General features: G+C 65.7%; 24 protein-coding genes and 1 tRNA gene. 6 read left to right on the forward strand and 19 right to left on the reverse strand.

Annotated features, from left to right (window positions below):
- Window position 1: 1 nt before the first annotated feature.
- From KK488_RS01355 to KK488_RS01390, 8 genes are all read right to left on the reverse strand, one after another.
- Window positions 2-538 carry a GNAT family N-acetyltransferase gene (locus KK488_RS01355; RefSeq protein WP_214621329.1) on the reverse strand — a complete coding sequence of 179 codons (537 nt, stop codon included), beginning with the start codon at window positions 536-538 and terminating at the stop codon, window positions 2-4.
- Window positions 539-551: 13 nt separating this feature from the next.
- On the reverse strand, window positions 552-1,313 hold the full coding sequence (gene mazG, locus KK488_RS01360) for a nucleoside triphosphate pyrophosphohydrolase (RefSeq protein WP_214621330.1): 762 nt from the start codon (window positions 1,311-1,313) through the stop codon (window positions 552-554).
- 132 nt (window positions 1,314-1,445) lie between these two features.
- A complete protein-coding gene (locus KK488_RS01365) occupies window positions 1,446-2,270 on the reverse strand; it encodes a WecB/TagA/CpsF family glycosyltransferase (RefSeq protein WP_214621331.1) in 825 nt (274 codons plus the stop codon).
- A 69-nt stretch (window positions 2,271-2,339) separates the two neighbouring features.
- Window positions 2,340-2,416, reverse strand: a tRNA-Arg gene (locus tag KK488_RS01370).
- 61 nt (window positions 2,417-2,477) lie between these two features.
- Entirely contained in the window at window positions 2,478-2,945 is a 468-nt protein-coding gene (locus KK488_RS01375) for a DUF1178 family protein (protein ID WP_214621332.1), read from the reverse strand.
- A complete protein-coding gene (locus KK488_RS01380; RefSeq protein ID WP_214621333.1) occupies window positions 2,942-3,766 on the reverse strand; it encodes a carbon-nitrogen hydrolase family protein in 825 nt (274 codons plus the stop codon). Before KK488_RS01380 ends, KK488_RS01375 begins: the two co-directional genes overlap by 4 nt.
- 13 nt (window positions 3,767-3,779) lie before the next feature.
- Window positions 3,780-4,037, reverse strand: coding sequence for a glutaredoxin 3 (gene grxC, locus KK488_RS01385; protein ID WP_214621334.1), 258 nt, complete (start codon window positions 4,035-4,037; stop codon window positions 3,780-3,782).
- A 57-nt stretch (window positions 4,038-4,094) separates the two neighbouring features.
- Complete coding sequence (locus KK488_RS01390) at window positions 4,095-4,841, reverse strand: ComF family protein (RefSeq protein ID WP_214621335.1); 747 nt, start codon at window positions 4,839-4,841, stop codon at window positions 4,095-4,097.
- Window positions 4,842-4,884: 43 nt separating this feature from the next.
- Between KK488_RS01390 and KK488_RS01395 the strand changes: the two genes are divergently transcribed.
- The gene (locus KK488_RS01395; protein ID WP_214621336.1) at window positions 4,885-5,733 is read left to right on the forward strand and encodes a class I SAM-dependent methyltransferase; all 849 of its coding nucleotides are present in this window, start codon (window positions 4,885-4,887) and stop codon (window positions 5,731-5,733) included.
- On the opposite strand, the gene KK488_RS01400 is transcribed toward KK488_RS01395, so the two are convergent.
- Window positions 5,730-6,134 (reverse strand): (deoxy)nucleoside triphosphate pyrophosphohydrolase, encoded by a 405-nt coding sequence (locus tag KK488_RS01400; protein WP_214621337.1) that lies wholly within the window; start codon window positions 6,132-6,134, stop codon window positions 5,730-5,732. The two genes, KK488_RS01395 and KK488_RS01400, sit on opposite strands and share 4 nt — an antisense overlap.
- An 81-nt stretch (window positions 6,135-6,215) precedes the next feature.
- On the opposite strand from KK488_RS01400, the gene KK488_RS01405 reads away from it, so the two are divergent.
- The 3 genes from KK488_RS01405 (at window position 6,216) to KK488_RS01415 (ending at window position 7,025) form a co-directional block, all read left to right on the forward strand.
- The gene (locus tag KK488_RS01405) at window positions 6,216-6,386 is read left to right on the forward strand and encodes a Flp family type IVb pilin (RefSeq protein WP_214621338.1); all 171 of its coding nucleotides are present in this window, start codon (window positions 6,216-6,218) and stop codon (window positions 6,384-6,386) included.
- Window positions 6,387-6,512: 126 nt separating this feature from the next.
- On the forward strand, window positions 6,513-6,674 hold the full coding sequence (locus KK488_RS01410) for a Flp family type IVb pilin (RefSeq protein WP_214621339.1): 162 nt from the start codon (window positions 6,513-6,515) through the stop codon (window positions 6,672-6,674).
- A gap of 189 nt (window positions 6,675-6,863) precedes the next feature.
- Window positions 6,864-7,025 carry a Flp family type IVb pilin gene (locus KK488_RS01415; protein ID WP_214621340.1) on the forward strand — a complete coding sequence of 54 codons (162 nt, stop codon included), beginning with the start codon at window positions 6,864-6,866 and terminating at the stop codon, window positions 7,023-7,025.
- A 147-nt stretch (window positions 7,026-7,172) separates the two neighbouring features.
- Here KK488_RS01415 and KK488_RS01420 read toward each other — a convergent pair whose 3' ends face one another.
- From KK488_RS01420 to KK488_RS01440, 5 genes are all read right to left on the reverse strand, one after another.
- Window positions 7,173-8,645 (reverse strand): M48 family metalloprotease, encoded by a 1,473-nt coding sequence (locus KK488_RS01420; protein ID WP_214621341.1) that lies wholly within the window; start codon window positions 8,643-8,645, stop codon window positions 7,173-7,175.
- 75 nt (window positions 8,646-8,720) lie between these two features.
- On the reverse strand, window positions 8,721-9,665 hold the full coding sequence (locus tag KK488_RS01425; RefSeq protein ID WP_214621342.1) for an acetyl-CoA carboxylase carboxyltransferase subunit alpha: 945 nt from the start codon (window positions 9,663-9,665) through the stop codon (window positions 8,721-8,723).
- Between the two features lie 9 nt (window positions 9,666-9,674).
- Window positions 9,675-10,601 (reverse strand): tyrosine recombinase, encoded by a 927-nt coding sequence (locus tag KK488_RS01430; protein WP_214621343.1) that lies wholly within the window; start codon window positions 10,599-10,601, stop codon window positions 9,675-9,677.
- A complete protein-coding gene (locus KK488_RS01435; RefSeq protein ID WP_214621344.1) occupies window positions 10,601-12,454 on the reverse strand; it encodes a hypothetical protein in 1,854 nt (617 codons plus the stop codon). Before KK488_RS01435 ends, KK488_RS01430 begins: the two co-directional genes overlap by 1 nt.
- 8 nt (window positions 12,455-12,462) lie before the next feature.
- Window positions 12,463-12,636, reverse strand: a complete 174-nt coding sequence (locus KK488_RS01440; protein ID WP_214621345.1) for a hypothetical protein — start codon at window positions 12,634-12,636, stop codon at window positions 12,463-12,465.
- Window positions 12,637-12,710: 74 nt separating this feature from the next.
- Between KK488_RS01440 and KK488_RS01445 the strand changes: the two genes are divergently transcribed.
- Both KK488_RS01445 and aroB read left to right on the forward strand, forming a co-directional pair.
- Window positions 12,711-13,253, forward strand: a complete 543-nt coding sequence (locus KK488_RS01445; RefSeq protein ID WP_214621610.1) for a shikimate kinase — start codon at window positions 12,711-12,713, stop codon at window positions 13,251-13,253.
- A complete protein-coding gene (gene aroB, locus KK488_RS01450) occupies window positions 13,250-14,365 on the forward strand; it encodes a 3-dehydroquinate synthase (RefSeq protein WP_214621346.1) in 1,116 nt (371 codons plus the stop codon). Before KK488_RS01445 ends, aroB begins: the two co-directional genes overlap by 4 nt.
- A gap of 49 nt (window positions 14,366-14,414) precedes the next feature.
- On the opposite strand, the gene KK488_RS01455 is transcribed toward aroB, so the two are convergent.
- The 5 genes from KK488_RS01455 to radA form a co-directional block, all read right to left on the reverse strand.
- Window positions 14,415-14,744 carry a DUF423 domain-containing protein gene (locus tag KK488_RS01455; protein ID WP_214621347.1) on the reverse strand — a complete coding sequence of 110 codons (330 nt, stop codon included), beginning with the start codon at window positions 14,742-14,744 and terminating at the stop codon, window positions 14,415-14,417.
- Window positions 14,741-16,546: a cation:proton antiporter domain-containing protein gene (locus KK488_RS01460; RefSeq protein ID WP_349356835.1), complete on the reverse strand. Its 1,806-nt coding sequence runs from the start codon at window positions 16,544-16,546 to the stop codon at window positions 14,741-14,743. Before KK488_RS01460 ends, KK488_RS01455 begins: the two co-directional genes overlap by 4 nt.
- Window positions 16,539-16,979, reverse strand: a complete 441-nt coding sequence (locus tag KK488_RS21200; protein ID WP_250889969.1) for an iron-sulfur cluster assembly scaffold protein — start codon at window positions 16,977-16,979, stop codon at window positions 16,539-16,541. The genes KK488_RS01460 and KK488_RS21200 overlap by 8 nt, the downstream gene beginning before the upstream one ends.
- A 120-nt stretch (window positions 16,980-17,099) precedes the next feature.
- Window positions 17,100-17,651: a CvpA family protein gene (locus tag KK488_RS01465; RefSeq protein ID WP_214621349.1), complete on the reverse strand. Its 552-nt coding sequence runs from the start codon at window positions 17,649-17,651 to the stop codon at window positions 17,100-17,102.
- Between the two features lie 227 nt (window positions 17,652-17,878).
- Window positions 17,879-19,249 (reverse strand): DNA repair protein RadA, encoded by a 1,371-nt coding sequence (radA, locus tag KK488_RS01470; RefSeq protein WP_214621350.1) that lies wholly within the window; start codon window positions 19,247-19,249, stop codon window positions 17,879-17,881.
- Between the last annotated feature and the right edge of the window lie 10 nt (window positions 19,250-19,259).

The raw sequence follows: 19,259 nt of genomic DNA on the forward strand, positions 1-19,259 counted from the left end.
GTCAGGCCGAACGGGTGAACACGACTTGCCGCCGCAAGGGATGCGCGTCCGCGAGCCCCGGCTGGTCGAAATCCAGTGCTTCCTGCCGCACCATGCCGATCCTGCGCATCACGCCTTGAGACCGCTGATTGCTCGCAGCCGTCCAGGCCATCACCTGCGGCAACCCGATCCGCTCGAATCCGTCGCGGACAGCAGCGTCGGCTGCTTCCGCGGCATAGCCGTGCCCCCAGACGTCGCGACGCTGTCGCCAGACCATCTCCGCGCATGGCGCCATCGGATGATCGCCCCCGACCACTCTGCGCAATCCGCTCATCCCGATAAGTTGCCTATCGGCCCGCCGCTCGACCGCCCAGAGCCCGAAGCCCTCGCTTTCGAAATGCGTTTCCAGCACGGCGAAATAGGCCAGCACCTCGTCGACATCGCGCGGTCGATGCCAGAGCCACGCCATGACGTCGTCGTGCGCATGCATGTCGATGAAGGGAAGGGCGTCTCGCGGCGTCCAGCGGCGCAGCAGCAGGCGATCGGTTTCCAGCCTCACGCGGCGAGCTGCCTCAGCCCTCGGCCCGCTTCACGGCCTGCCAGAGCGCTTCTTTCTGATCGATCGGCAAATCCGGGAATGCATCGCCCGCCAATGCTTCCATGGCCCGGAAACGGCGCTCGAACTTCGCATTGGCCCCGCGGAGCGCTGCCTCGGGATCGACGCCATGATGCCGGGCCAGATTGACCGCTGCGTACAGCACGTCGCCAATCTCGTCCTCGATTTCCTGCGGGGTCTCGGCGTTATCAACTTCTTCTATTTCTTCCAGTAGCTTGGCGCGAACATCTGCAATATCATCCCAATCGAAACCGACGCGCGACGCGCGCTTCTGCAGCTTCTCGCTCCGCAGCAAGGCCGGCAGTGCGACAGCCACGCCGGCCAGTGCGGACGGATCGTCGTCGGCCTTCTCCGCGCGCTCGGCGGCCTTGATCTGCTCCCAACCGGGCGATGCCTGACCATCGCCAAACACATGTGGATGCCGTCGCACCATCTTGTCGCAGATCGCTGTAATCACGTCGGAAAGATCGAACGAGCCGGCTTCCTGAGCCATCCGGCTATGGAACATCACCTGGAACAGCAGATCGCCAAGCTCGTCCTTGAGCGCCGCCGTGTCGCCGCGCTCGATCGCGTCGGCCACTTCATAGGCTTCCTCGATCGTATAGGGCGCGATGGTCGCAAACGTCTGCTCGACATCCCAAGGGCATCCGCGCTCAGGATCGCGCAGACGCGCCATGATCGCCTGGAGGGGAGTGATGTCTGCCGCCCTGTCGTCCATCTTAAAGTCCGATAATATATATTATGTTAAATTAAGTCTGGCCGTCGTATCCGAAACAGACCCGGCGATGTCGCCTCACGCTCTATGGCAAGCCCGAACGCATGCAAAGTGCGTCACATCGGATCTTCACAATTAGCCCGTGCCTGGTTCGCCCGTCGTGACCGGCGATCTGAATGCTGGCGGCCGATAAAGGCCAAGCCGGTCTTTCAGCACCAGCCAGAAGAATTCGACATTGCGCAGATAGCGCATCGCATAGCGCCGCGGATCGGTGATCACACGGTGGAACCATTCCAGCGCCAGTTTGCGCATCCACAGCGGCGCGCGCGCGACGGCTTCGGCCTCATAGTCGATCGTCGCGCCGACACCCATATAGAGCTTCACGCCCGGCATCAGATGCCGGTGCTTATGGATCCAGATTTCCTGCTTGGGCGCACCCAGGCCGACGATGAGACAGGTCGCGCCGGAAGCGTTGATCATGTCGATCGCCGCCAGACACTCCGTCTCGTCATTCACGAAATTCATCGATGGCCCATGCGCCCCGACGACAATCGCGCGGCCGACAAGGCCATTGATCCGCGCTTGCGCCGCCGCCGCGACGCCGGGCTTTGCGCCGAGCAGGAATATCCGCACATCGGGATTTCCCGCATGATGCCGCCAATAGGCCGGCACGATGTCCGACCCGCAGGCTTTGCGCATCGGCCCCCTGCCCGTCGCCAGCACGCCGCCGCGCACATATTTGCTGTCGCACGATACGATCGTCGCGCCCGCATAGGCCGCAGCAAAATCCGGATTGCGCTGCAACTGGTAGAGATGGTCGACATTGACGGTGAACAAGACATCCTGGTCGAGCTGCTCGACGATTTCCTGGACCGACAGATCGTCCACCCAGACATTGAGCAGTCGCGCGCGGCGCCAGCTGGCGCCGTTCGACCGCTCGACAGTCTGCTCCTTGTCCATGCTTGCCCCTGATGACGGTTGATGTGCTGGCCGCCTAGGACGGTTCGGCTTCGATCGCGTTAAGATCGGTGGTGCGCCCGACAGGATTCGAACCTGTGGCCCCCAGATTAGGAATCTGATGCTCTATCCTGCTGAGCTACGGGCGCACGCCAAAGCGCTCTATTGCGCGCGGCCGGAGCGGTCAATCTCGGCGCCGGCTTGGCGTGGTCAGTTCGTCTTGTCCGGCGGCGCGATCGGCACGAGCAAGGGCGCGATGGCGAGCCCCTCCTCCATCATTGCGCGCGCTTCTTGCGCGTTGGCGGTGCCGTGGATCGCGGCGCTGTCGACCTCGCCATAATGCATTGCGCGCGCCTTGTCGGCAAAACTATCCCCGACCCACACGGAGTCCTTGAGCGCTGCGGCCTGCGCTTCGGCGAGCGCGCTCATGAGCGCACGGACATGCTCTGGCGTCTCCTTGATGTCGCCGCCAGCCATATACTGATCGCCGGTGGTTGCGCGCCGCTGGTTGCCTTTGGCCGCGATGGCCGGTGCCATGACAGCCTTGGCGACGTCGCGATCGCCGCAGACCGGGCAACTGATCTGGCCGGCGTCGCGCTGCGTATCGAAATCCGAGCCGGATCTGAACCAGATTTCGAAGACATGATCACCGGCACATCTAAGATCGAAGGATATCATGCGCTAACGACGTCCGAGATCGACTTGCGGTGCTGAAGCACGGGGATACGCGTCCGTACGTTGTGGAGCCGCTCGAGCGGAAGATCCGCGAAGTAAAGCCCAGGCTTATCACCTGCATCGAGTAGAATCGTGCCCCACGGATCGATTACGAGGCTATGCCCATAAGTTTGCCGACCATCCTCATGCGTGCCGGTCTGTCCCGTGGCGACAACGAAGGCGGAGGACTCGATTGCCCGCGCGCGCAGCAGGACATGCCAGTGCGCCTCGCCGGTCGGCACAGTGAAGGCGGCCGGCACGGAAATGATATCCGCCCCGCCATTGCTGAGCGCGCGGAACAGATCCGGGAAACGCAGATCGTAGCAGATGGTGAGTCCTAGTTTGCCCCAGGGGGTCTGCGCCACGACGGCTTGCTCGCCTGCGGCATAGCTGTTGGACTCGCGCCAACTCTCGCCCGTGGGGAGGTCCACGTCAAACAGGTGGATCTTGTCGTAGCGTGCGCGAATGTCGCCCCTGTCGTCGATGAGGAAACCGCGATTGCGCCGTTTGGCTGTCGCCGGATCGCTGAGCGCGAGGGAGCCAAGATGCACCCACAGGCCATGCTCGGCGGCGGTCCCACGCACGGCGGCGAGGACAATGTCCTCCTCCTCGCGCACGATGACCTTGCTCGATCGTTCGCGATCCTGATCGACGCAGCCGGACATTTCCGGTGTGAAGAGCAATTGTGCTCCGCCCTCCGCCGCCTGCGCTACCGCATCGGTCAGCGCGCGGACGTTGATCTCGGGATCGACGCCCGAATTCATCTGGAAAAGCGCTATCCGCATGATGTCCCCTCGGTCAGGCATCCAGCAGCGTGTCGAGCTTGCCGCTTTGCTCCAGCGCCATCAGATCATCGCAGCCGCCGACATGGGCGCCGCCGATGAAGATCTGCGGAAAGGTCGCGCGGCCGCCCGATCGCTCGATCATCTCGGCGCGCTGCGGGCCACCCATGCTGAGGTCATATTCCTCGAAATCAACGCCTTTCTCCTGCAGCAGCGCCTTTGCACGCGCACAATAGCCGCAAAAGGCACGGGTGTAGATTTCGACATGGGCCATGATCGGGTGACTTCCTCCTGATGCCAGCAGGGGATGTTGGAGGGCCAAGAAGGAATGTCAATCGTCCGATTGCGTGACGCGTGTCCAGCACAATATCTCGATGCGCCCCGCCCCGCCCTGTCGTAGCAGCCGGGAGCAAGCCGTCGCCGTCGCGCCCGTCGTCCAGATATCGTCGATGAGGATCACCGTTCGACCCGTCAGCGCCTCCGTTGCGCCGGGCGCCAGCGCGAAGGCGCCGCGAACCACGCGTGCGCGCTCGCGCGTTCCAAGCGCATGGAGCGGCGGGGTGTTCCGGACGCGCCGAAGGAGATCGACCTCCACCGGCAGCCCGGAGCGCTTGCCGACATGCCGCGCGATCAGCGCCGCCTGATTGAAGCCGCGCGACCAGATGCGCCAGCGGTGCAGCGGCACGGGCACGATCAGCGCTGGCGCCGTCTGGTCGACCGACAGCAGCCGGGCGATGTGAGCAGCCATCACCCCCGACAAGCTGAGCCTTCGCCCGTATTTAAGCCGATGCGCCATCAAGCGGGCGACCTCGCCATAGCGCATGACCGCCCGCGCCCGGTCATAAGGCGGCGGTGCCGCGATGCAGGCACCGCATGACGTCGCCTCTGCGGACATGGAGGGCAGGTCCACCCCACAGATCGCGCACAGGGGCTCGCCGAGGAAATCGATCGAGCTCCAGCAGGGCGCGCATAATGTCCCCGTCTCGTCTACGATCACGCCACAGGCCGCGCAGCGCGGTGGCAGCGCATAGTCGAGCAGCGGCCGAACGGCGGTCTGGAAAAGCGGGAGCATGCCCATGGCGCGACTTGTCCCATGGCCCCGAAGACGGCACAAGCCCGGCATGAGAGTCCCCCATATTTTCAGTCAGACTCTGCGCGCTCGCCGCCGCGACCGGGCGGCGCGCAGTTTCCAGGCGCATGACTTTCTCTATGCCGAGATGGCCGACGAGATGCTCGAACGGCTCGACGATACGACGCGCAAATTCGCGCGCGCATTGGTCATTGGTTGCCCCGACGATCGGATCGCGCAGGCGCTGGCAGCGCGCGGGTGCGCCGTGACCTGCGCCGATCCAGGCCCGGTCTGGGCTCAACGAGCAGGCGGGACGGCGATCCAGGAGGATGCCCTGCCCTATGAAGCGGGGAGCTTCGACCTCATTCTATGCTGCGGCACACTTGACGCGGTCAACGATCTGCCCGGCGCACTGATCGCAATGAACCGCGCACTGGAGCCCGACGGGCTCCTACTCGTGAGCTTCGTGGGTGCCGGGTCTTTACCCGTCCTGCGCGCGGCGTTGCTGGCGGCGGATGGTGACCGACCGGCACAGCGCATCCATCCCCAGGTCGATGTCCGCGCGCTCGGCGATCTGATGGCGCGCGCGGGCCTGGCGATGCCTGTCGCGGACAGTCAGACGCTGGAGGTTCGTTATGGCTCACTGTTCACACTGATCGCGGACCTCCGTGGCATGGGGGTGGCGCAATGCCTCGCCTCCGCGCCGCCGCCGCTCGCACGCGTCGGGCTCGCTCGCGCTGCCGATGATTTCGCGAGGCGCGCTGAGGCCGACGGCCGAGTTACGGAGCGCTTCGTGATCATCCACGGCAGCGGATGGCGTCCGAGCCAGTCGCAGCCACAGCCGGCCCGCCGTGGCAGCGCAACGGTATCGCTTGCGGAGGCCCTTAAGGCGAAGCGCTAGAGCAGCGCGTCCAGCATCGCCACCAGCGGCTCGTCGGCGGGGGGCATGTCGAGCGCGAACAGTTCGTGGCTGCGCAGCCAGCGGCTGTCGGCGGCTTCCGTCGGTCGAACGGTTCCGGACCACTTCCGGCACACATAGAGCAGTAGCAGCAGCGGACGGCCATCGATGTCACCGGTCGAGAAAGTGGCGGGCGCAAGGCAGGCGGTTTCGGTCGCGATGCCGAGTTCCTCCTGGAGCTCGCGGATCAACGCGTTCTCGGGGGTTTCGTCTTGCTCGACCTTGCCGCCGGGAAACTCCCACAGCCCGCCCATATTCTTGTCCGCGGGGCGCTGCTGCACGAAGATTCGCGCCTGTGCGTCGACCAGTGCTGCCGCCACGACAACGAGGGGGATTTGGGTCATAATGGAACAGCGTCTCTATAAATTGTTAACGAATGTAACCGTACATACCCGCCCAAATCGGGCTGTCGCAGGGGAAATTCGGTGCGCTCTCTTTTCCGCAGGATCAGACAATCTCAGGACGGCGCGACCGCTGTCGAATATGGCCTCATCATTGCCATGGTGGTCCTCGGTATGATCGGTGCGCTCAGCAATGTCGCGAGCAGGACGAACGCAATGTGGGCAAATGTCTCGAACGAAGTAAATAATCATTAACCCTGTTTTCTTTACAGTCCCACGGGAACTTTAGGACTTTGGAAACCAATAGCGTCGTAAACATGATTGCGCGCTGATTTTTCAGTTGCTGGGTGACTGTAGTACTGCAGACTGAGGAGACCTCACATGAAGTTCATTCGTAAGATGTTCAAGGACAACAAGGGCGCGACCGCGATCGAGTATGGCCTGATCGCCGCTCTGATCGCCGTGGCCGCCATCACCGCCATGGGCAATCTGGGCACCAAGCTGAACACGACGTTCAACAAGGTCGCCAACAACCTCCAGTAGGTTTTTGATCGAGGGGTTTCGACGACTCCCTTGAAGACATGGGCGGCTGCACCTCGTGCGGCCGCCCTTTTTCGTTGTCGGAAGCCTCGGCGCTGCGCTGGTAATTTCCCGGTTAAGCGCACTATTTTCCAGTTGGGCAATGGCCTCGCGCGTAAATCCGGCCGCACTCAACAAAATGGGAGAACCGGGGTGAATTTTATCCGCAAGATGCTCAAGGACAACAAGGGCGCGACCGCGATCGAATATGGCCTGATCGCCGCTCTGATCGCCGTGGCCGCCATCACCGCCATGGGCAATCTGGGCACCAAGCTGAACTCGACGTTCAACAACGTCAGCAACGGCCTCCAGTAGCTATTGATCGAGGGGTTTCGACGACTCCCTTGAAGACATGGGCGGCTGCACCTGGTGCGGCCGCCCTTTTCGCTGGCGGAAGCGCGGGGACAGCGCTGGTCATTTCCCGATTAAGTTCGTTGCCGGTGCAGTCTCCGCCTACGATCTTCAGTAGCTGACGATCTTCACGCGGCCACCGACCTTGAGAGGTGCATTCGGACCAAGGCCGTTCAGCACCAGAAAGCGATCCAGCTGATAATCGCTATAGGCCATACGGCTTGCCAGGCTCCGCGCGGTGTCGCCCGGGCGCACGGTGACCAGGCGCACACGCCGCGGCTTTATTCCGGCCGCCTCGCTGTCGCTCATCCGGGCCATGGAATTGATCATGGGGGATAGGCCGCCCAGCCCCTGCCCCGCCGGCGTCACCACCAGGAAATGATAGGCGCTTGACGGGCCGAATTGATAGGCAACGACCGTCACGTCCAGCTGCGCGCCCTGCGAATTGCTCATCCTTCCGCTGCCATAAGCGGCCGGTAGGCCGTTGATCATGTTGCGCTGTATGCTGACGGAGGGCCGTCGGTCTTGACCCGCCAACTGCACGAAGACATCCTGCACATAGTCGTCGAGGCTACCGTTAAGCGATCCCCCGCTGAACTGTGCTTGGCCGCTCTGGCCGGCAATCGAGACCGCCGTCGTGCCGTTCTGCATAGTGAAGCCGGTCGGCGCCGTGAATTTGAGCTTGAACAGGGGATGCAGGAATTCCCTGCCCCGAATGACTCCTTCCTTGGGATCGTCGTCATAGAGAAGGCCGTCGAGATTACCGACAAAGGTTGCAGCGTTGCGATAGTTGCTTTTCGAACCGGTCGCCTGCGCATTGGTCAGTGCGCGACGGACGCGTGAGGCCGGATCGGGATGCGTGCTCGCCCATTCCGGCACGGCATTGTTCGACCCGCGGGTTCGGGCGTCGAGTTCGGTTTGTGCGGCGAGTGAAGCCAGCATCGAGGAGAGCGCTTTGGGATCATAGCCCGCCTTGGCGAGATAACGGATACCCAGATCATCCGCCTCATATTCCTGCGTCCGTGAGAATTTGAGCGTCAGCAGCTGGGTGCCGGTGCCGATTCCTTTCTGCAGCAACTGGCCAAAGCCGCTGTCGCCCGCGACGACGCCGACTAGCACCTGCCCCAGCGTGCCAAGGATCGAATTGCGCTGCGACGCGCTCTGCCGCTTTTTGCTGTGCTGCGCGGCGACATGGCCGATCTCGTGGCCAAGCACACCGGCCAGCTCCGCCTCATCGTTCATCAGCGCCATGAGCTGGCGCGTGACATAGACATAGCCACCGGGGATCGCGAAGGCATTGTTGACTGACGAGTTGAGCAGGCTGATCGTGAAGTCGTTCTGCTGACTGGACAGACTCGATTGCACCGCGATCCTGCGGCCGACGCTCGTGACATAGGCGGCCTGAGGTCCATTATAGAGCCCGCCAAATTCCTTGAGCAGCTCGGGATGCGCCTTGGCGCCCTCCGCCCGCTCGGACTGGCTCATCGATGTCGCGGTCGACACCTGCGCGTCGCCGACGCTGGTCGTGACGCAGACCGTGACGAGCGCGCTCGCCAGCCAGAGCTTCCGATATTTGCCGGTCATGCCCTGCCCTCCTGCGCGCCTGCCTTGATGCTATGCCTCAGAGAAATGCAGCGGCGCGCAGGCCGTTCCAGCGCGTCAGCCGCCAAGCGCGAGGAACTTGTCGGCGCGCTGGCGGCGCAACTGCTCCGCGCCCAGACCATCCAGCGCCCGCAGTTCCTCGACGATCGCCTTCTCGAGCGACTGGATCGCGACTTCGGGCGCGCGATGCGCACCGCCGACCGGCTCCGGCACGATTCGGTCGATCACGCCCAGCGTCTCGAGCTGCTGCGCGGTCACCTGCATGGCCTGCGCGGCGTCGGCGGCTTTGTCGGCCGTACGCCACAGGATGGACGCGCAGCCCTCCGGCGAGATGACCGAATAGATGGCATGCTCGAACATCAGCACGCGATTGGCCGATGCCAGCGCCACGGCGCCGCCCGAGCCGCCCTCGCCCACCACGGCCGCAACCATCGGCACTCCGAGCGCGAGACACGACTCCGTCGCGCGCGCGATCGCCTCGGCCTGGCCGCGCTCCTCCGCCTGGACACCGGGAAACGCGCCAGACGTATCCACCAACGTCACCACCGGCAGCCCGAACCGGCCAGCCAGCTCCATCAGCCGAACCGCCTTGCGATAGCCCTCCGGCATGCCCATGCCGAAATTGTGCTTCACGCGGCTCGCGGTATCATGGCCTTTCTCATGCCCCATCAGCATGACCTTGCGGCCGGATATGGTCGCGAAGCCGCCCTGGATCGCCTTGTCGTCGGCATAGGCACGGTCACCGGCGAGCGGCACGAAGTCGCTGCACATATTCGCTACGAAGTCCCGGAAATGCGGGCGCTCGGCATGGCGGGCGACTTGCGTCTTCTGCCAGGGCGTGAGCTTCGCATAAAGTTCGGCGAGCATGGTCGTCGAGCGCTGCTGCAGCTTCTCGATCTCCGCACCGATGTTGAGCGCGCCGTCGTCGGCCGTCTCGCGCAGTTCGTCGATCCGCGCCTGCAGCGCCGCGACCGGCTTCTCAAAGTCGAGATAACTGATCATCGCAGCGCCCTAAGCGCCCCGCCGCTTGAGGTCAACGAGCGGATGACGCGCATTGACCAGTGCGACCAGCCTGCTCGCATCGACGTGTGTGTAGATCTGCGTCGTGGCGATGTCGGCATGGCCCAGCATCGCCTGCAGCGCGCGCAAATCAGCGCCACCTTCGAGCAAGTGAGTCGCGAAGGCATGGCGCAGCACGTGCGGACTGACGCGCGCGGGATCGATGCCCGCCTCCGCCGCCAGCGCGCGCACGAGCTGGAACAGGCGCACCCGGCTCAGGTGCGCCTTGCCGGACGGGAACAGCCAGGCGCCATCCTCAGGCACATGCGGGCGCCAGGCTGCGATGGCGGCGCGAGCCCTATCCGATATCGGCACGAGCCGTTCGCGCCCGCCCTTGCCACGCAGGATCAGATAGGGCCGGTCGGTCGAGAGCGAGCGCAGCGGCAGCGACACCAGCTCGCTCGCGCGCAGGCCCGAGCCGTAGAGCAATTCGATCAAGGCCGCGAGCCGCAGGTCGAGCGGGTTGGGTGGCGTCTTGGCAAGCCGCGCGGCAATCACCGCGAAGATCGCATCGACATCCTGATGGCTGAGGATCTTGGGCAGCGGCCGGCGTAGGCTCGGACGAGGCAGACCGGCAGACGGATTGTCCGTTCGGATCGCTTCGGCTTCCAGAAAGGCATAGAAACCGCGCAGGGCTGAGGATTTGCGCGCAAGGCTGGACGGCGAAAGGCTTGCCCAGCCTGCCCCGAGCGACCCGACCAGCGCCGCATCCGCATCGGCCAGATTGCCCATCTGTGCCGCCGCGTCGGTCAAGTCGTTGCGATAGGCGAGCAAGGTGTTGCGCGCTGCGCCGCGCTCGGCGGCCAGCATAGCGAGATAGCGATCAATCATCCCCGCGTCGCGCGCGCTGATCGGCGGCCGCTCCTCGGATGCAGCCATCAGAGCCGTGCCATGGCCTCGGCGGCGATCATGCGCGCATAGGGATCGAGGCCGACATCATGCAGCGCCGTGACGATGAAATAGAGCTGCTGGGGCGGCAGCGCCCGCCAATTCTGCCCCTGCATGCCGACGCCCGTCAGCAGCGCGACGGTGCCCTGCTCGCGCCGCTGCGCCGCCGCCATGATCCCGCGCGCCCAGGGTCGGCGCGGTACCGTGTCGATGCCCGCATCCTTCAGCAGGCGTGCCCGCTCGGCGGCGGGCAAGCGCCCAAGGCCACCCAGCGCCGCGACCAGGCAATGGCCAAGCTGCTGATATTTGCTGCTGTCGGCCGAGACGAAGGCCGAGATACGATCGGCCGAGAGGTCGAGCTGCGGGGTCGGCAGCCCTGTCGCGAGCAGGGCCCAACTGCGCTCGCGCGCCGCGCCGCTTAGTTGCCCCAGCGCCGCCGTCCAGCGCGCCGCGCTGCGATCATAGCCGCCCGAGAGCATCGCCGCGATCAGCCACGGCGTATCCTCCCCCGCTCCCGCCGTAGCCGGAATTGTCGCCGCGGCACGGGCGATCACTGGCAGAGCGCCATAATAGACCCCCTCGGGACCAGCGAACCATTTGTCGGCGGGCTGCGCTTGCCAATATTGCCTCATCGCATCGATCCGCGCCCGAATCGATTCTCCAGCATAGACGTCGCGCAAAAGATTGCCGCGATCGGTCGCCGCGTCATCCGCTGTGCTGTCATCGGCGAGCGCCGAATAGAAGCCGAGCGACGCTGCGCCTGAAAACACGCCGAGTCGAGTTGCGACTGCCGTCCCGGGCAGCCGCCGCGCCAGCGAGAGCTCGGGCGCGCGCGCTTCCCACGCGCGCACCTGCGGGCCGACCGTGCCGAACAATGCGGCAGGGATCTCGACATTGGTCGCGGTCGCAAGACCGAACCGCCAGGTGGTGAGACGCGCCACGCCATCCCATTCGATCTTGACCGACCGCCGGCTGTTCGGCCCGGCGCCCACGGCCTTCTCCGCAAGGCGATAGTCGATACCCTTGGCGATCCCGCGTCGCTCGGCCTGGTTGAGCAGCGCGCTCGCCGTGCCCTGATCGGCCGAGAAGGAGGCGCAGATTGCGCTCGCCATGAACCAGCCCGGCTCGTCGCTGAAATCGCGCGCGCGCGGCAGGAGAGGGCAGAAGCCGGCCGGGTCGGCCGTGGCGAGTTGCGCCTGCATCGCCACCGAATAGAGCCGCTTGGTGAACTTGTCCGAATCGACGCCCTGAATGAGCAGGCGCGCATTGTCCGCCTCGCCCATGCGCAACAGCAGCCAGGCACGCTCGGCCGCCCAATCGGCGCCATTGATGTCACCCGGCGTGTCGGTCTGAGAAAGCAGGGCACGGCGGGTGAGGATGCTGGCCCAGCGCGACAGGAACGGCGCGCTGGTCGCACGCATGATCGCGGCAAGGCCGCGGCCATTGCCCTGACCGAACGCCGTCCGCTCGAGGCCGCCCAGTTCGGGTGTGAGCGGACCGATCAGGTCGAGCGAGCGCCGCGCCGTTGCCGGAAGGTCGTATTTGGCGCCGATCTCGTCCGCGGAATCATCGCTATTGGCGGCTGCGGGCATCGCGGCCGCGGCTGCCTCGACGCTCGCCGCGTCGGGCAACAAGGGCGTCGGCGTGGACTGGGCCGGCGCGCTGGGCGAGGTCGGACTTCCCTGCCCGGGGCTGGGCTGCGGACGGGCCGGTGCCTGTGCCGGCTGGTCCCCGAAACCCGGTGGCAGCAGTGATTCCGGGCCACTGCTTTGCTGGGCGAGCACGGGAATGGCCAGCGCGGCTGCACTCAGGCCGAGCAGCAAATAGGTCCGGTTGATGCGCACGCCTGCCCCTATCCCGCCAGCTTCTCGGCCGGGACGGGCACGTCGATCCGGCCGACCGGCTGTTCGCCGCCCTTCGACCAGGAGACGACAAGCAGCGCCAGGAACAGGATCAGGAGGAGAGGGCCAAGCCAGAACAAGGGATGTCGGCGGGCACGATAGGGATCACGGCGGCTGAGTTTCATGAGCGGATATGTTGGCCTTGCCGGTTTGCGAGAAGGTTGCCTCGGACGTGAGCGGCTGTATAGCCGCGCTGGTCATGGGGCGAAACGATAAATGTGAAGAAGGGCGCGAACCACTTCCCTCGCTCGTCCTGGTCGGGCTGATGGGAGTCGGCAAGTCGACCATCGGCCGTCGCCTCGCCGCGCGCCTCGGCCTGCCCTTCGTCGATGCCGACGACGAGATCGAGCGGGCGGCCGGCATGAGCATCCAGGAAATCTTCGATACCTATGGCGAGGCGCCATTCCGCGACGGCGAGCGGCGCGTGATCGCTCGGCTGATCGATGGCACGCCCAAGGTGATCGCAACGGGCGGCGGCGCCTTCGTCAATGACGAGACGCGCGCCCTCATCCTCGAGCGGGCAACGGCAATCTGGCTTGACGCCAATATCGACATTCTCGTCGAACGCGTCTCGCGCCGCGATGGCCGACCGCTGCTCAAGGGCAAGAATGCGCGCGAGGTGTTGATGCAGCTGGCGCGGGACCGCGCACCCTTCTATTCTCAGGCGCCGATCCGCGTCATGAGCTCGGACACGCCGCATGATGCCACGATCGACAAGATATTGAAGGCGATCGGCCGATGACGCCAACCACAACCATCGTACCCGTCGCATTGGGCGAGCGCAGCTATGAGGTCGTCATTCAGGCGGGCCTGCTCGATCGCGCAGGCGAGGCACTGGCACCTTTTGCCACGAGCCGGCCGTTTCTGGTGATCACCGATGCGCATGTCGGGCCGGCACAGTGGCCGCGCCTGCAAGCGTCGCTCGAACGCGCCGGTCTCGCCGCCGAGCTGGTGACGCTGCCTGCGGGCGAAAGCACCAAGAGCTGGCAGCAGCTCGAAGCCCTCACCGATCGCATGATCGAGCATGGCATCGAGCGACGTGATCATGTCATCGCGCTTGGTGGCGGGGTCATTGGCGATCTGGTCGGATTCGCCGCCGCGATCGTCAAGCGCGGCTGCAACTTCATCCAGATCCCCACCACCCTGCTAGCCCAGGTGGACAGTTCGGTGGGTGGCAAGACCGCGATCAACAGCCGCGCCGGTAAGAATCTGCTCGGCGCTTTCCACCAGCCCAGTCTCGTGCTGATCGATCCGGACACGCTCGATACGCTCGGCCCGCGCGAGGTTCGCGCCGGCTATGCTGAAGTCGTCAAATATGGCCTGATCGATGATCTGGCCTTCTTCGACTATTGCGAGGCGAACGGTCCGGCGCTGCTCGCGGGCAAGGCCGAGGCACGCGCTTATGCTATCGCGAAGAGCGTTGCGGCCAAGGCCGCGATCGTCGCCGAGGACGAGCGCGAGACCAGCGGCCGCCGTGCCTTGCTCAACCTCGGCCACACCTTCGGCCATGCGTTGGAAGCCGAGACCGGCTTTTCGGACAAGCTGCTACATGGCGAGGCCGTTGCGGCGGGCATGGCGCTGGCGTTCGGCTATTCCGTGCGGCGCGGCGAATGTTCGGGGCAGGATGTCGGCCGCGTCGTCGCCCATCTGCGCGCCTCGGGCCTCCCCGCGTCGCTCGCCGATGCCGGCGTCCGCGCTTCGGGCGCGCGGCTGGTTGAACATATGCTCCACGACAAGAAGATGAGCGCCGGCACGCTGCCCTTCCTCCTCGCCAGGGGCATCGGCCAGACCTATCTCGCCAAGGATGTCGATTTGGCGGACGTGGCGGCGTTTCTGGACGAGACCTCAGACTAACCTTCGTCATTCCCACGTTCGCGGGAATGACAAATATAAGTGGGTCCGCTCAGCCGGATCGCGCGAACCGCCACCCCGTCCAGAGCCACCCGCCGATCATCGTCGCGCCACCGATCGGCGTGATCGCGCCGAGCCAATGCGGCGCGCCCAGCGCCATCGCATAAAGCGTCGCGGCGAACAGCGCGCTTCCGCCCAGCAGAGCCCAGCGCGGCCCGTTCGGCAGTCCCGCCAGCGCAATTACCGCCACGGCATGCACCAGCTGATACATCCCGCCCGTCCGCAGCCACTCCGCCGCCTGAACGCTCGCCGCGCCATGCGCGCCGAACGCACCTGCAGCGATTGCTATCGCCGCGCTCAGGGCCGCCACTGCTGCGATCATGCATCATCTCCGATCGTGGACTTTTCAGGCAGGATCATCGTGCGTCCCGGCCGGTAGAGCAGATCCCCCGCCGCCATCACGCCGGCGGACAATTGCACGTCCAGGCGCGCCTGGTCGTTCGCGCGATATTGCCGCTCGACCTCGTCGATCTCGGGAACGGTAAGGCCGAGCCGGTCCAGCGCCGTCCGCCCCATCGTCACTGCCGATTCGAACACCTCGCGCGTCACCGCGCCGTTCCCCAGCGCGTTGAAATCGAGCAATTGCCGGCGGTCGAACACCCGCACCAGAATACCGATCTGCGGGAAGGCTTCCTGGATAGGCGCCAGCGCCGCAGCCGAGAAATTATGGTCGTCATGCGCGAAGATCAGCAGGTTCGCCTGCTCGGCCCCGGCAAGCCGCAGCAGGTCGATGCGCGTCCCGTCGCCATAATAGACCTTGATGTTAAACTGCCCGGAAATCTCGATCTGCGCCGGCTTCTTGTCGATCAGCGTGACCTTGCAGCCCTGTCCCATCAGCATCTGCGCGACGGTCTGGCCGAAGCGGCCATAGCCAACGATGATCGTCGCCCCGCGCGCCGCCATTTCCGGGCCGTCGAGGCCTGCGACGTCCCCTTCCTCCTTGGAAAATTCAAGCCGACGAGCGATCATCAGCAGGAAGGGCGTGGTCATCATCGAGACGGTCACGATCGCGCTGAACGTGCTCGCCGCCGCCGGCGCCACCAGCAACGCCGACTGCGCCTGCGAGAAGAGCACGAAGGCGAACTCGCCGCCCTGGCTCAGCAGCAGGCCGAGCGCCAGCGCCTGCCCGCGCGGCATGCGGAAGAGCAGCCCGAGCGCGGTGATCAGCGCGACCTTGACCGCCACCAGCAGCAGCGCCATGCCGATGATGAAGAAAGGCGCCCGAGCGATCACCCCCAGATCCAGCACCATGCCGACCGCGACGAAGAACAGGCCGAGCAGGATCGTGCGGAACGGCTCGACATCCGACTCGATCTCGTGGCGATAGGGCGAGTCCGCCAGCATCACGCCGGCGATGAACGCGCCCAACGCTGCCGAAAGATGCAGCGCATGCATCAGCGAGGCCGAGGCCAGCACCGCGAACAGACCGACCGCGACGAATAATTCCCGCTCGCCGAGCCGGCCGACGAGCCGCAGCAGCGGGCGCAGGACAAACCGTCCCGCAAATACCAGCCCGACGATCGCGCCCAGCGTATAGAGCGCCAGCGTCCAGCCCGGGGGCGTGTTCGGCTCGGCCGGCGCGCGCGAGAGCGAGGCGATGATGGTGATCATCGGCACGATGGCCAGATCCTGCAGCAGCAGGATGGCGAAGGCCTTTTCACCGAATGGCGAGTTGATCCGGCCGCTCGCCTTGAGACTCGGCAGCACCTGCGCGGTCGAAGAGAGCGCCAGCGGTAGCCCGAGCGCGATCGCCGCACCGCCGCTGAAGCCCGTCAGTCCGAAGATCAGACCGGCGAGCGCCACGCCACAGACCGTCACCTGTAACACCCCGAGGCCGAAAATATCGTGCCGCAACCGCCAGAGCCGCTGTGGATTGAGCTCGAGGCCGACGAGGAACAGCAGCAGCACGATGCCGATCTCGGCCGTGTCCATCTTGCTCTGCCCGCCGCCGACCAGCGCGAAGCCATGCGGGCCCACCAGTGCGCCGGAGACGAGATAGCCCAAGGTCGCACCCAGGCCGAGACGCCGGAAAATGAGCACCAGCGTCAGCGCCACGCCGAGCAGGATCACGCCTTCGCTGAGCAGCAGCTCTGTCGCCGAGATCGCCGGAACGGGGTCAGCCACGGGCCTGCCGCGCCCCGAGCGCTTGCGCCATCGCTGCGCTGGCCGCTTCGAAGGCGAGGCGCATGGAAGGATGGCGCGCCGGATAGTCGCGGCCCGCCGCGAGGAGCGCGAGGTCGGGCCAGTCCGGCAGCGCCTCGCTCTCGCCGGCCAGATAGGCCCGCCAGCCCGCATTGGCCGCCTCGATCGCCGCCAGATCCTTCCCCACCGCACTGCGCGCCAGGATTGCGGCGGCCGCCTGTCCGAGCGCGCACGCCTTGGCATCGAGGCCGATCGCGGCGATCCGGCCCTCCCCGTCCAGCGTGAGCGTCACCGTCATACGGCTCCCGCAGGTGGGCGAGCGCCGCTCATCGCGCGCCAGCGCGTCGGCGAGCGGCGGGAAGTCGGCGACGCTCGCCGCCATGCGCAGCACCTCGATGTTGTAAAGCGCGCTCATCGGCCAGCTTTCCCCGCCATGCGGGCCAAACCCACAACGAAGCAGGAAGACCAGCGCACACGGGAATCCAGGGGCGGTCCAGCCTGGATTCCCGTGTGCGCGGGAAATGACTGCGGGAGGTTACTCGACCGCATTGTCGCTCTCATTCCCGGACTCAGCGCCGCCCAATAGCCCGCCCTGGCGACTATTCTCCGCGATCCATTGGCTCATCGCCGATCCGCTTGCCGAAAGCAGCGGATAGGAGCGCGACAGGCGCATCCAGTCCGGCCGGTTGGTCTCGGTGCCATAAAGCGCATCATAGCCGATCGAAAAGATCACGTAGCAGATTGTCGCCACCAGCAGGCCCTTGACTGCGCCGAAGCCGAGCCCGAGCAGCCGGTCGACCATGCCGAGCACAGAACTCTTGGTTCTCCCGCCAATCGAGCGCGCGAGCCATTTACCGAGGCCGAAGACGATGCCGAAGACAAGCGCGAAGGCCAGCAGCGCCGCGCCATATTCGGTGCCGATCAGGCCGGTCAGCAGGCCCGTCGCCGGCGTGTGAAACAGCCGCACCGCGACCATCCCCGCGATCAGCGCGCCGAGGGAGAGCGATTCGGTCACGAAACCGGCAATGAAGCCGCGAATGGCAAGGCCGCCGATCAGCAGCAGGACGGCAATGTCGAGAGCGGTCATCCCTCGGTCGCTAGAGCATTTTCAGGCGGGGTGGAACACCCGAGCGCGCGGAAATTGCGCGCGCCGATCAGGTCGATCATTTCGCTCCCACCGAAAACCCCCTGACTTCTCGTCATCCCAGCGAAAGCTGGGATCTCGGGCGGCCAAGGCCCATCGTCCTCGCATGAGATCCCAGCTCTCGCGGGGATGACGATAGGAACGGCAACAGGTGGTCCTTGCCGATCCCGTCACTCCGCTCCTCGCCCGAGCATATGGTCGACCAGATCGGAGAGGCGCGCGAAACCGGAGACCGTCAGCCCCGTCGCCTGCTTGGCGCTCGCCGCGGGTAACAGCGCACGTTGGAAGCCGAGCTTGGCCGCCTCGCGCAGCCGCAGCGGCGCATGGGCGACCGGGCGCACCTCGCCGGACAGTGCGATTTCGCCCAGCATCACCGCATCCTGCGGCACCGGCCGCTCGGACAGGGCGGAGATGAGCGCGCCGGCGACGGCGAGATCGGCCGCCGGATCCTGCAGGCGATAGCCGCCCGCGACGTTGAGATAGACTTCGCACGCCGAGAAGCTGAGGCCGCAGCGCGCTTCCAGCACGGCGAGGATCATCGCGAGCCGCCCGCTGTCCCAGCCGACCACGGCGCGACGCGGCGTCGCCCCGCTGGCGAGGCGCACCGTCAGCGCCTGGATCTCGACCAGCACCGGCCGCGTCCCCTCCAGAGCGGGAAATACCGCCGTGCCGGCCATGCCTTCATCCCGCTCGGTCAGGAACAGGGCGGAGGGATTGCCGACCTCGGTCAGCCCCTCCTCCGCCATCGCGAAGACGCCGATCTCGTCCGTGCCGCCGAAGCGGTTCTTGATGGCGCGCAGGATGCGGTAGAGATGGCTGCGCTCGCCCTCGAAGCTCAGCACCGTGTCGACCATATGTTCGAGCACGCGCGGCCCGGCGATCGAGCCGTCCTTGGTGACATGGCCGACCAGCATCAGCGCCGCGCCGCCCTTCTTGGCGAATTTGATGAGCTCCTGCGCCGAGGCGCGTACCTGGCTGACCGTGCCGGGCGCTCCCTCGATCATGTCGCTGTGCATCGTCTGGATCGAATCGATGATCAGCAGGTCCGGCCCCTGCCCTTGCAAGGTCGTCAGGATGTCGCGCACCGAAGTCGCGCTGGCCAGCTGCACCGGCGCATCGCCCAGGCCGAGCCGCCGCGCGCGCAGTCGCACCTGATCGGCCGCTTCCTCGCCGCTTACATAGACGACATTGCGTCCCTCACGCGCCAGGCGCGCCGCCGCCTGCAGCAGCAGGGTCGATTTGCCGATTCCCGGGTCACCGCCGATCAGCGTCGCCGATCCGACGACCAGCCCGCCGCCGAGCGCCCGGTCGAACTCCGCAAGACCCGTGCTCATGCGCGTCGGCAGCTCGACTTTGCTGTCGAGCCCGATCAGATCGATCGCGCGGCCGCCCGCCTGCAGGTCGTGCTTGGCAGAAAAGCTCGTCGGCGCCGCTTCCTCGGTCAGGCTGTTCCACTCGTCGCAATCATCGCATTGCCCCTGCCAGCGCGGCGCGAGTGACCCACAGGCCTGACAGACGAAACGGCGTTTGAGCTTGACCATTCCCTTTCAT

It is taken from the genome of Sphingobium nicotianae (genome assembly GCF_018603885.1).
GTDB classification, from domain to species: Bacteria; Pseudomonadota; Alphaproteobacteria; order Sphingomonadales; family Sphingomonadaceae; genus Sphingobium; species Sphingobium nicotianae.

Bases quoted from the DNA above. Each gene is read 5' to 3' on its own strand.
- radA (WP_214621350.1), bottom strand. From the start codon at position 19,249: ATGGTCAAGCTCAAACGCCGTTTCGTCTGTCAGGCCTGTGGGTCACTC.
- grxC (WP_214621334.1), bottom strand. From the start codon at position 4,037: ATGGCCCATGTCGAAATCTACACCCGTGCCTTTTGCGGCTATTGTGCG.
- KK488_RS01430 (WP_214621343.1), bottom strand. From the start codon at position 10,601: ATGGCTGCATCCGAGGAGCGGCCGCCGATCAGCGCGCGCGACGCGGGG.
- aroB (WP_214621346.1), top strand. From the start codon at position 13,250: ATGACGCCAACCACAACCATCGTACCCGTCGCATTGGGCGAGCGCAGC.
- KK488_RS01390 (WP_214621335.1), bottom strand. From the start codon at position 4,841: ATGGGCATGCTCCCGCTTTTCCAGACCGCCGTTCGGCCGCTGCTCGAC.
- KK488_RS01425 (WP_214621342.1), bottom strand. From the start codon at position 9,665: ATGATCAGTTATCTCGACTTTGAGAAGCCGGTCGCGGCGCTGCAGGCG.
- KK488_RS01395 (WP_214621336.1), top strand. From the start codon at position 4,885: ATGAGAGTCCCCCATATTTTCAGTCAGACTCTGCGCGCTCGCCGCCGC.
- KK488_RS01380 (WP_214621333.1), bottom strand. From the start codon at position 3,766: ATGCGGATAGCGCTTTTCCAGATGAATTCGGGCGTCGATCCCGAGATC.
- KK488_RS01465 (WP_214621349.1), bottom strand. From the start codon at position 17,651: ATGACCGCTCTCGACATTGCCGTCCTGCTGCTGATCGGCGGCCTTGCC.
- KK488_RS21200 (WP_250889969.1), bottom strand. From the start codon at position 16,979: ATGAGCGCGCTTTACAACATCGAGGTGCTGCGCATGGCGGCGAGCGTC.
- KK488_RS01420 (WP_214621341.1), bottom strand. From the start codon at position 8,645: ATGACCGGCAAATATCGGAAGCTCTGGCTGGCGAGCGCGCTCGTCACG.
- KK488_RS01440 (WP_214621345.1), bottom strand. From the start codon at position 12,636: ATGAAACTCAGCCGCCGTGATCCCTATCGTGCCCGCCGACATCCCTTG.
- KK488_RS01365 (WP_214621331.1), bottom strand. From the start codon at position 2,270: ATGGACAAGGAGCAGACTGTCGAGCGGTCGAACGGCGCCAGCTGGCGC.
- mazG (WP_214621330.1), bottom strand. From the start codon at position 1,313: ATGGACGACAGGGCGGCAGACATCACTCCCCTCCAGGCGATCATGGCG.
- KK488_RS01410 (WP_214621339.1), top strand. From the start codon at position 6,513: ATGAAGTTCATTCGTAAGATGTTCAAGGACAACAAGGGCGCGACCGCG.
- KK488_RS01455 (WP_214621347.1), bottom strand. From the start codon at position 14,744: ATGATCGCAGCAGTGGCGGCCCTGAGCGCGGCGATAGCAATCGCTGCA.
- KK488_RS01445 (WP_214621610.1), top strand. From the start codon at position 12,711: ATGGGGCGAAACGATAAATGTGAAGAAGGGCGCGAACCACTTCCCTCG.
- KK488_RS01375 (WP_214621332.1), bottom strand. From the start codon at position 2,945: ATGATATCCTTCGATCTTAGATGTGCCGGTGATCATGTCTTCGAAATC.
- KK488_RS01400 (WP_214621337.1), bottom strand. From the start codon at position 6,134: ATGACCCAAATCCCCCTCGTTGTCGTGGCGGCAGCACTGGTCGACGCA.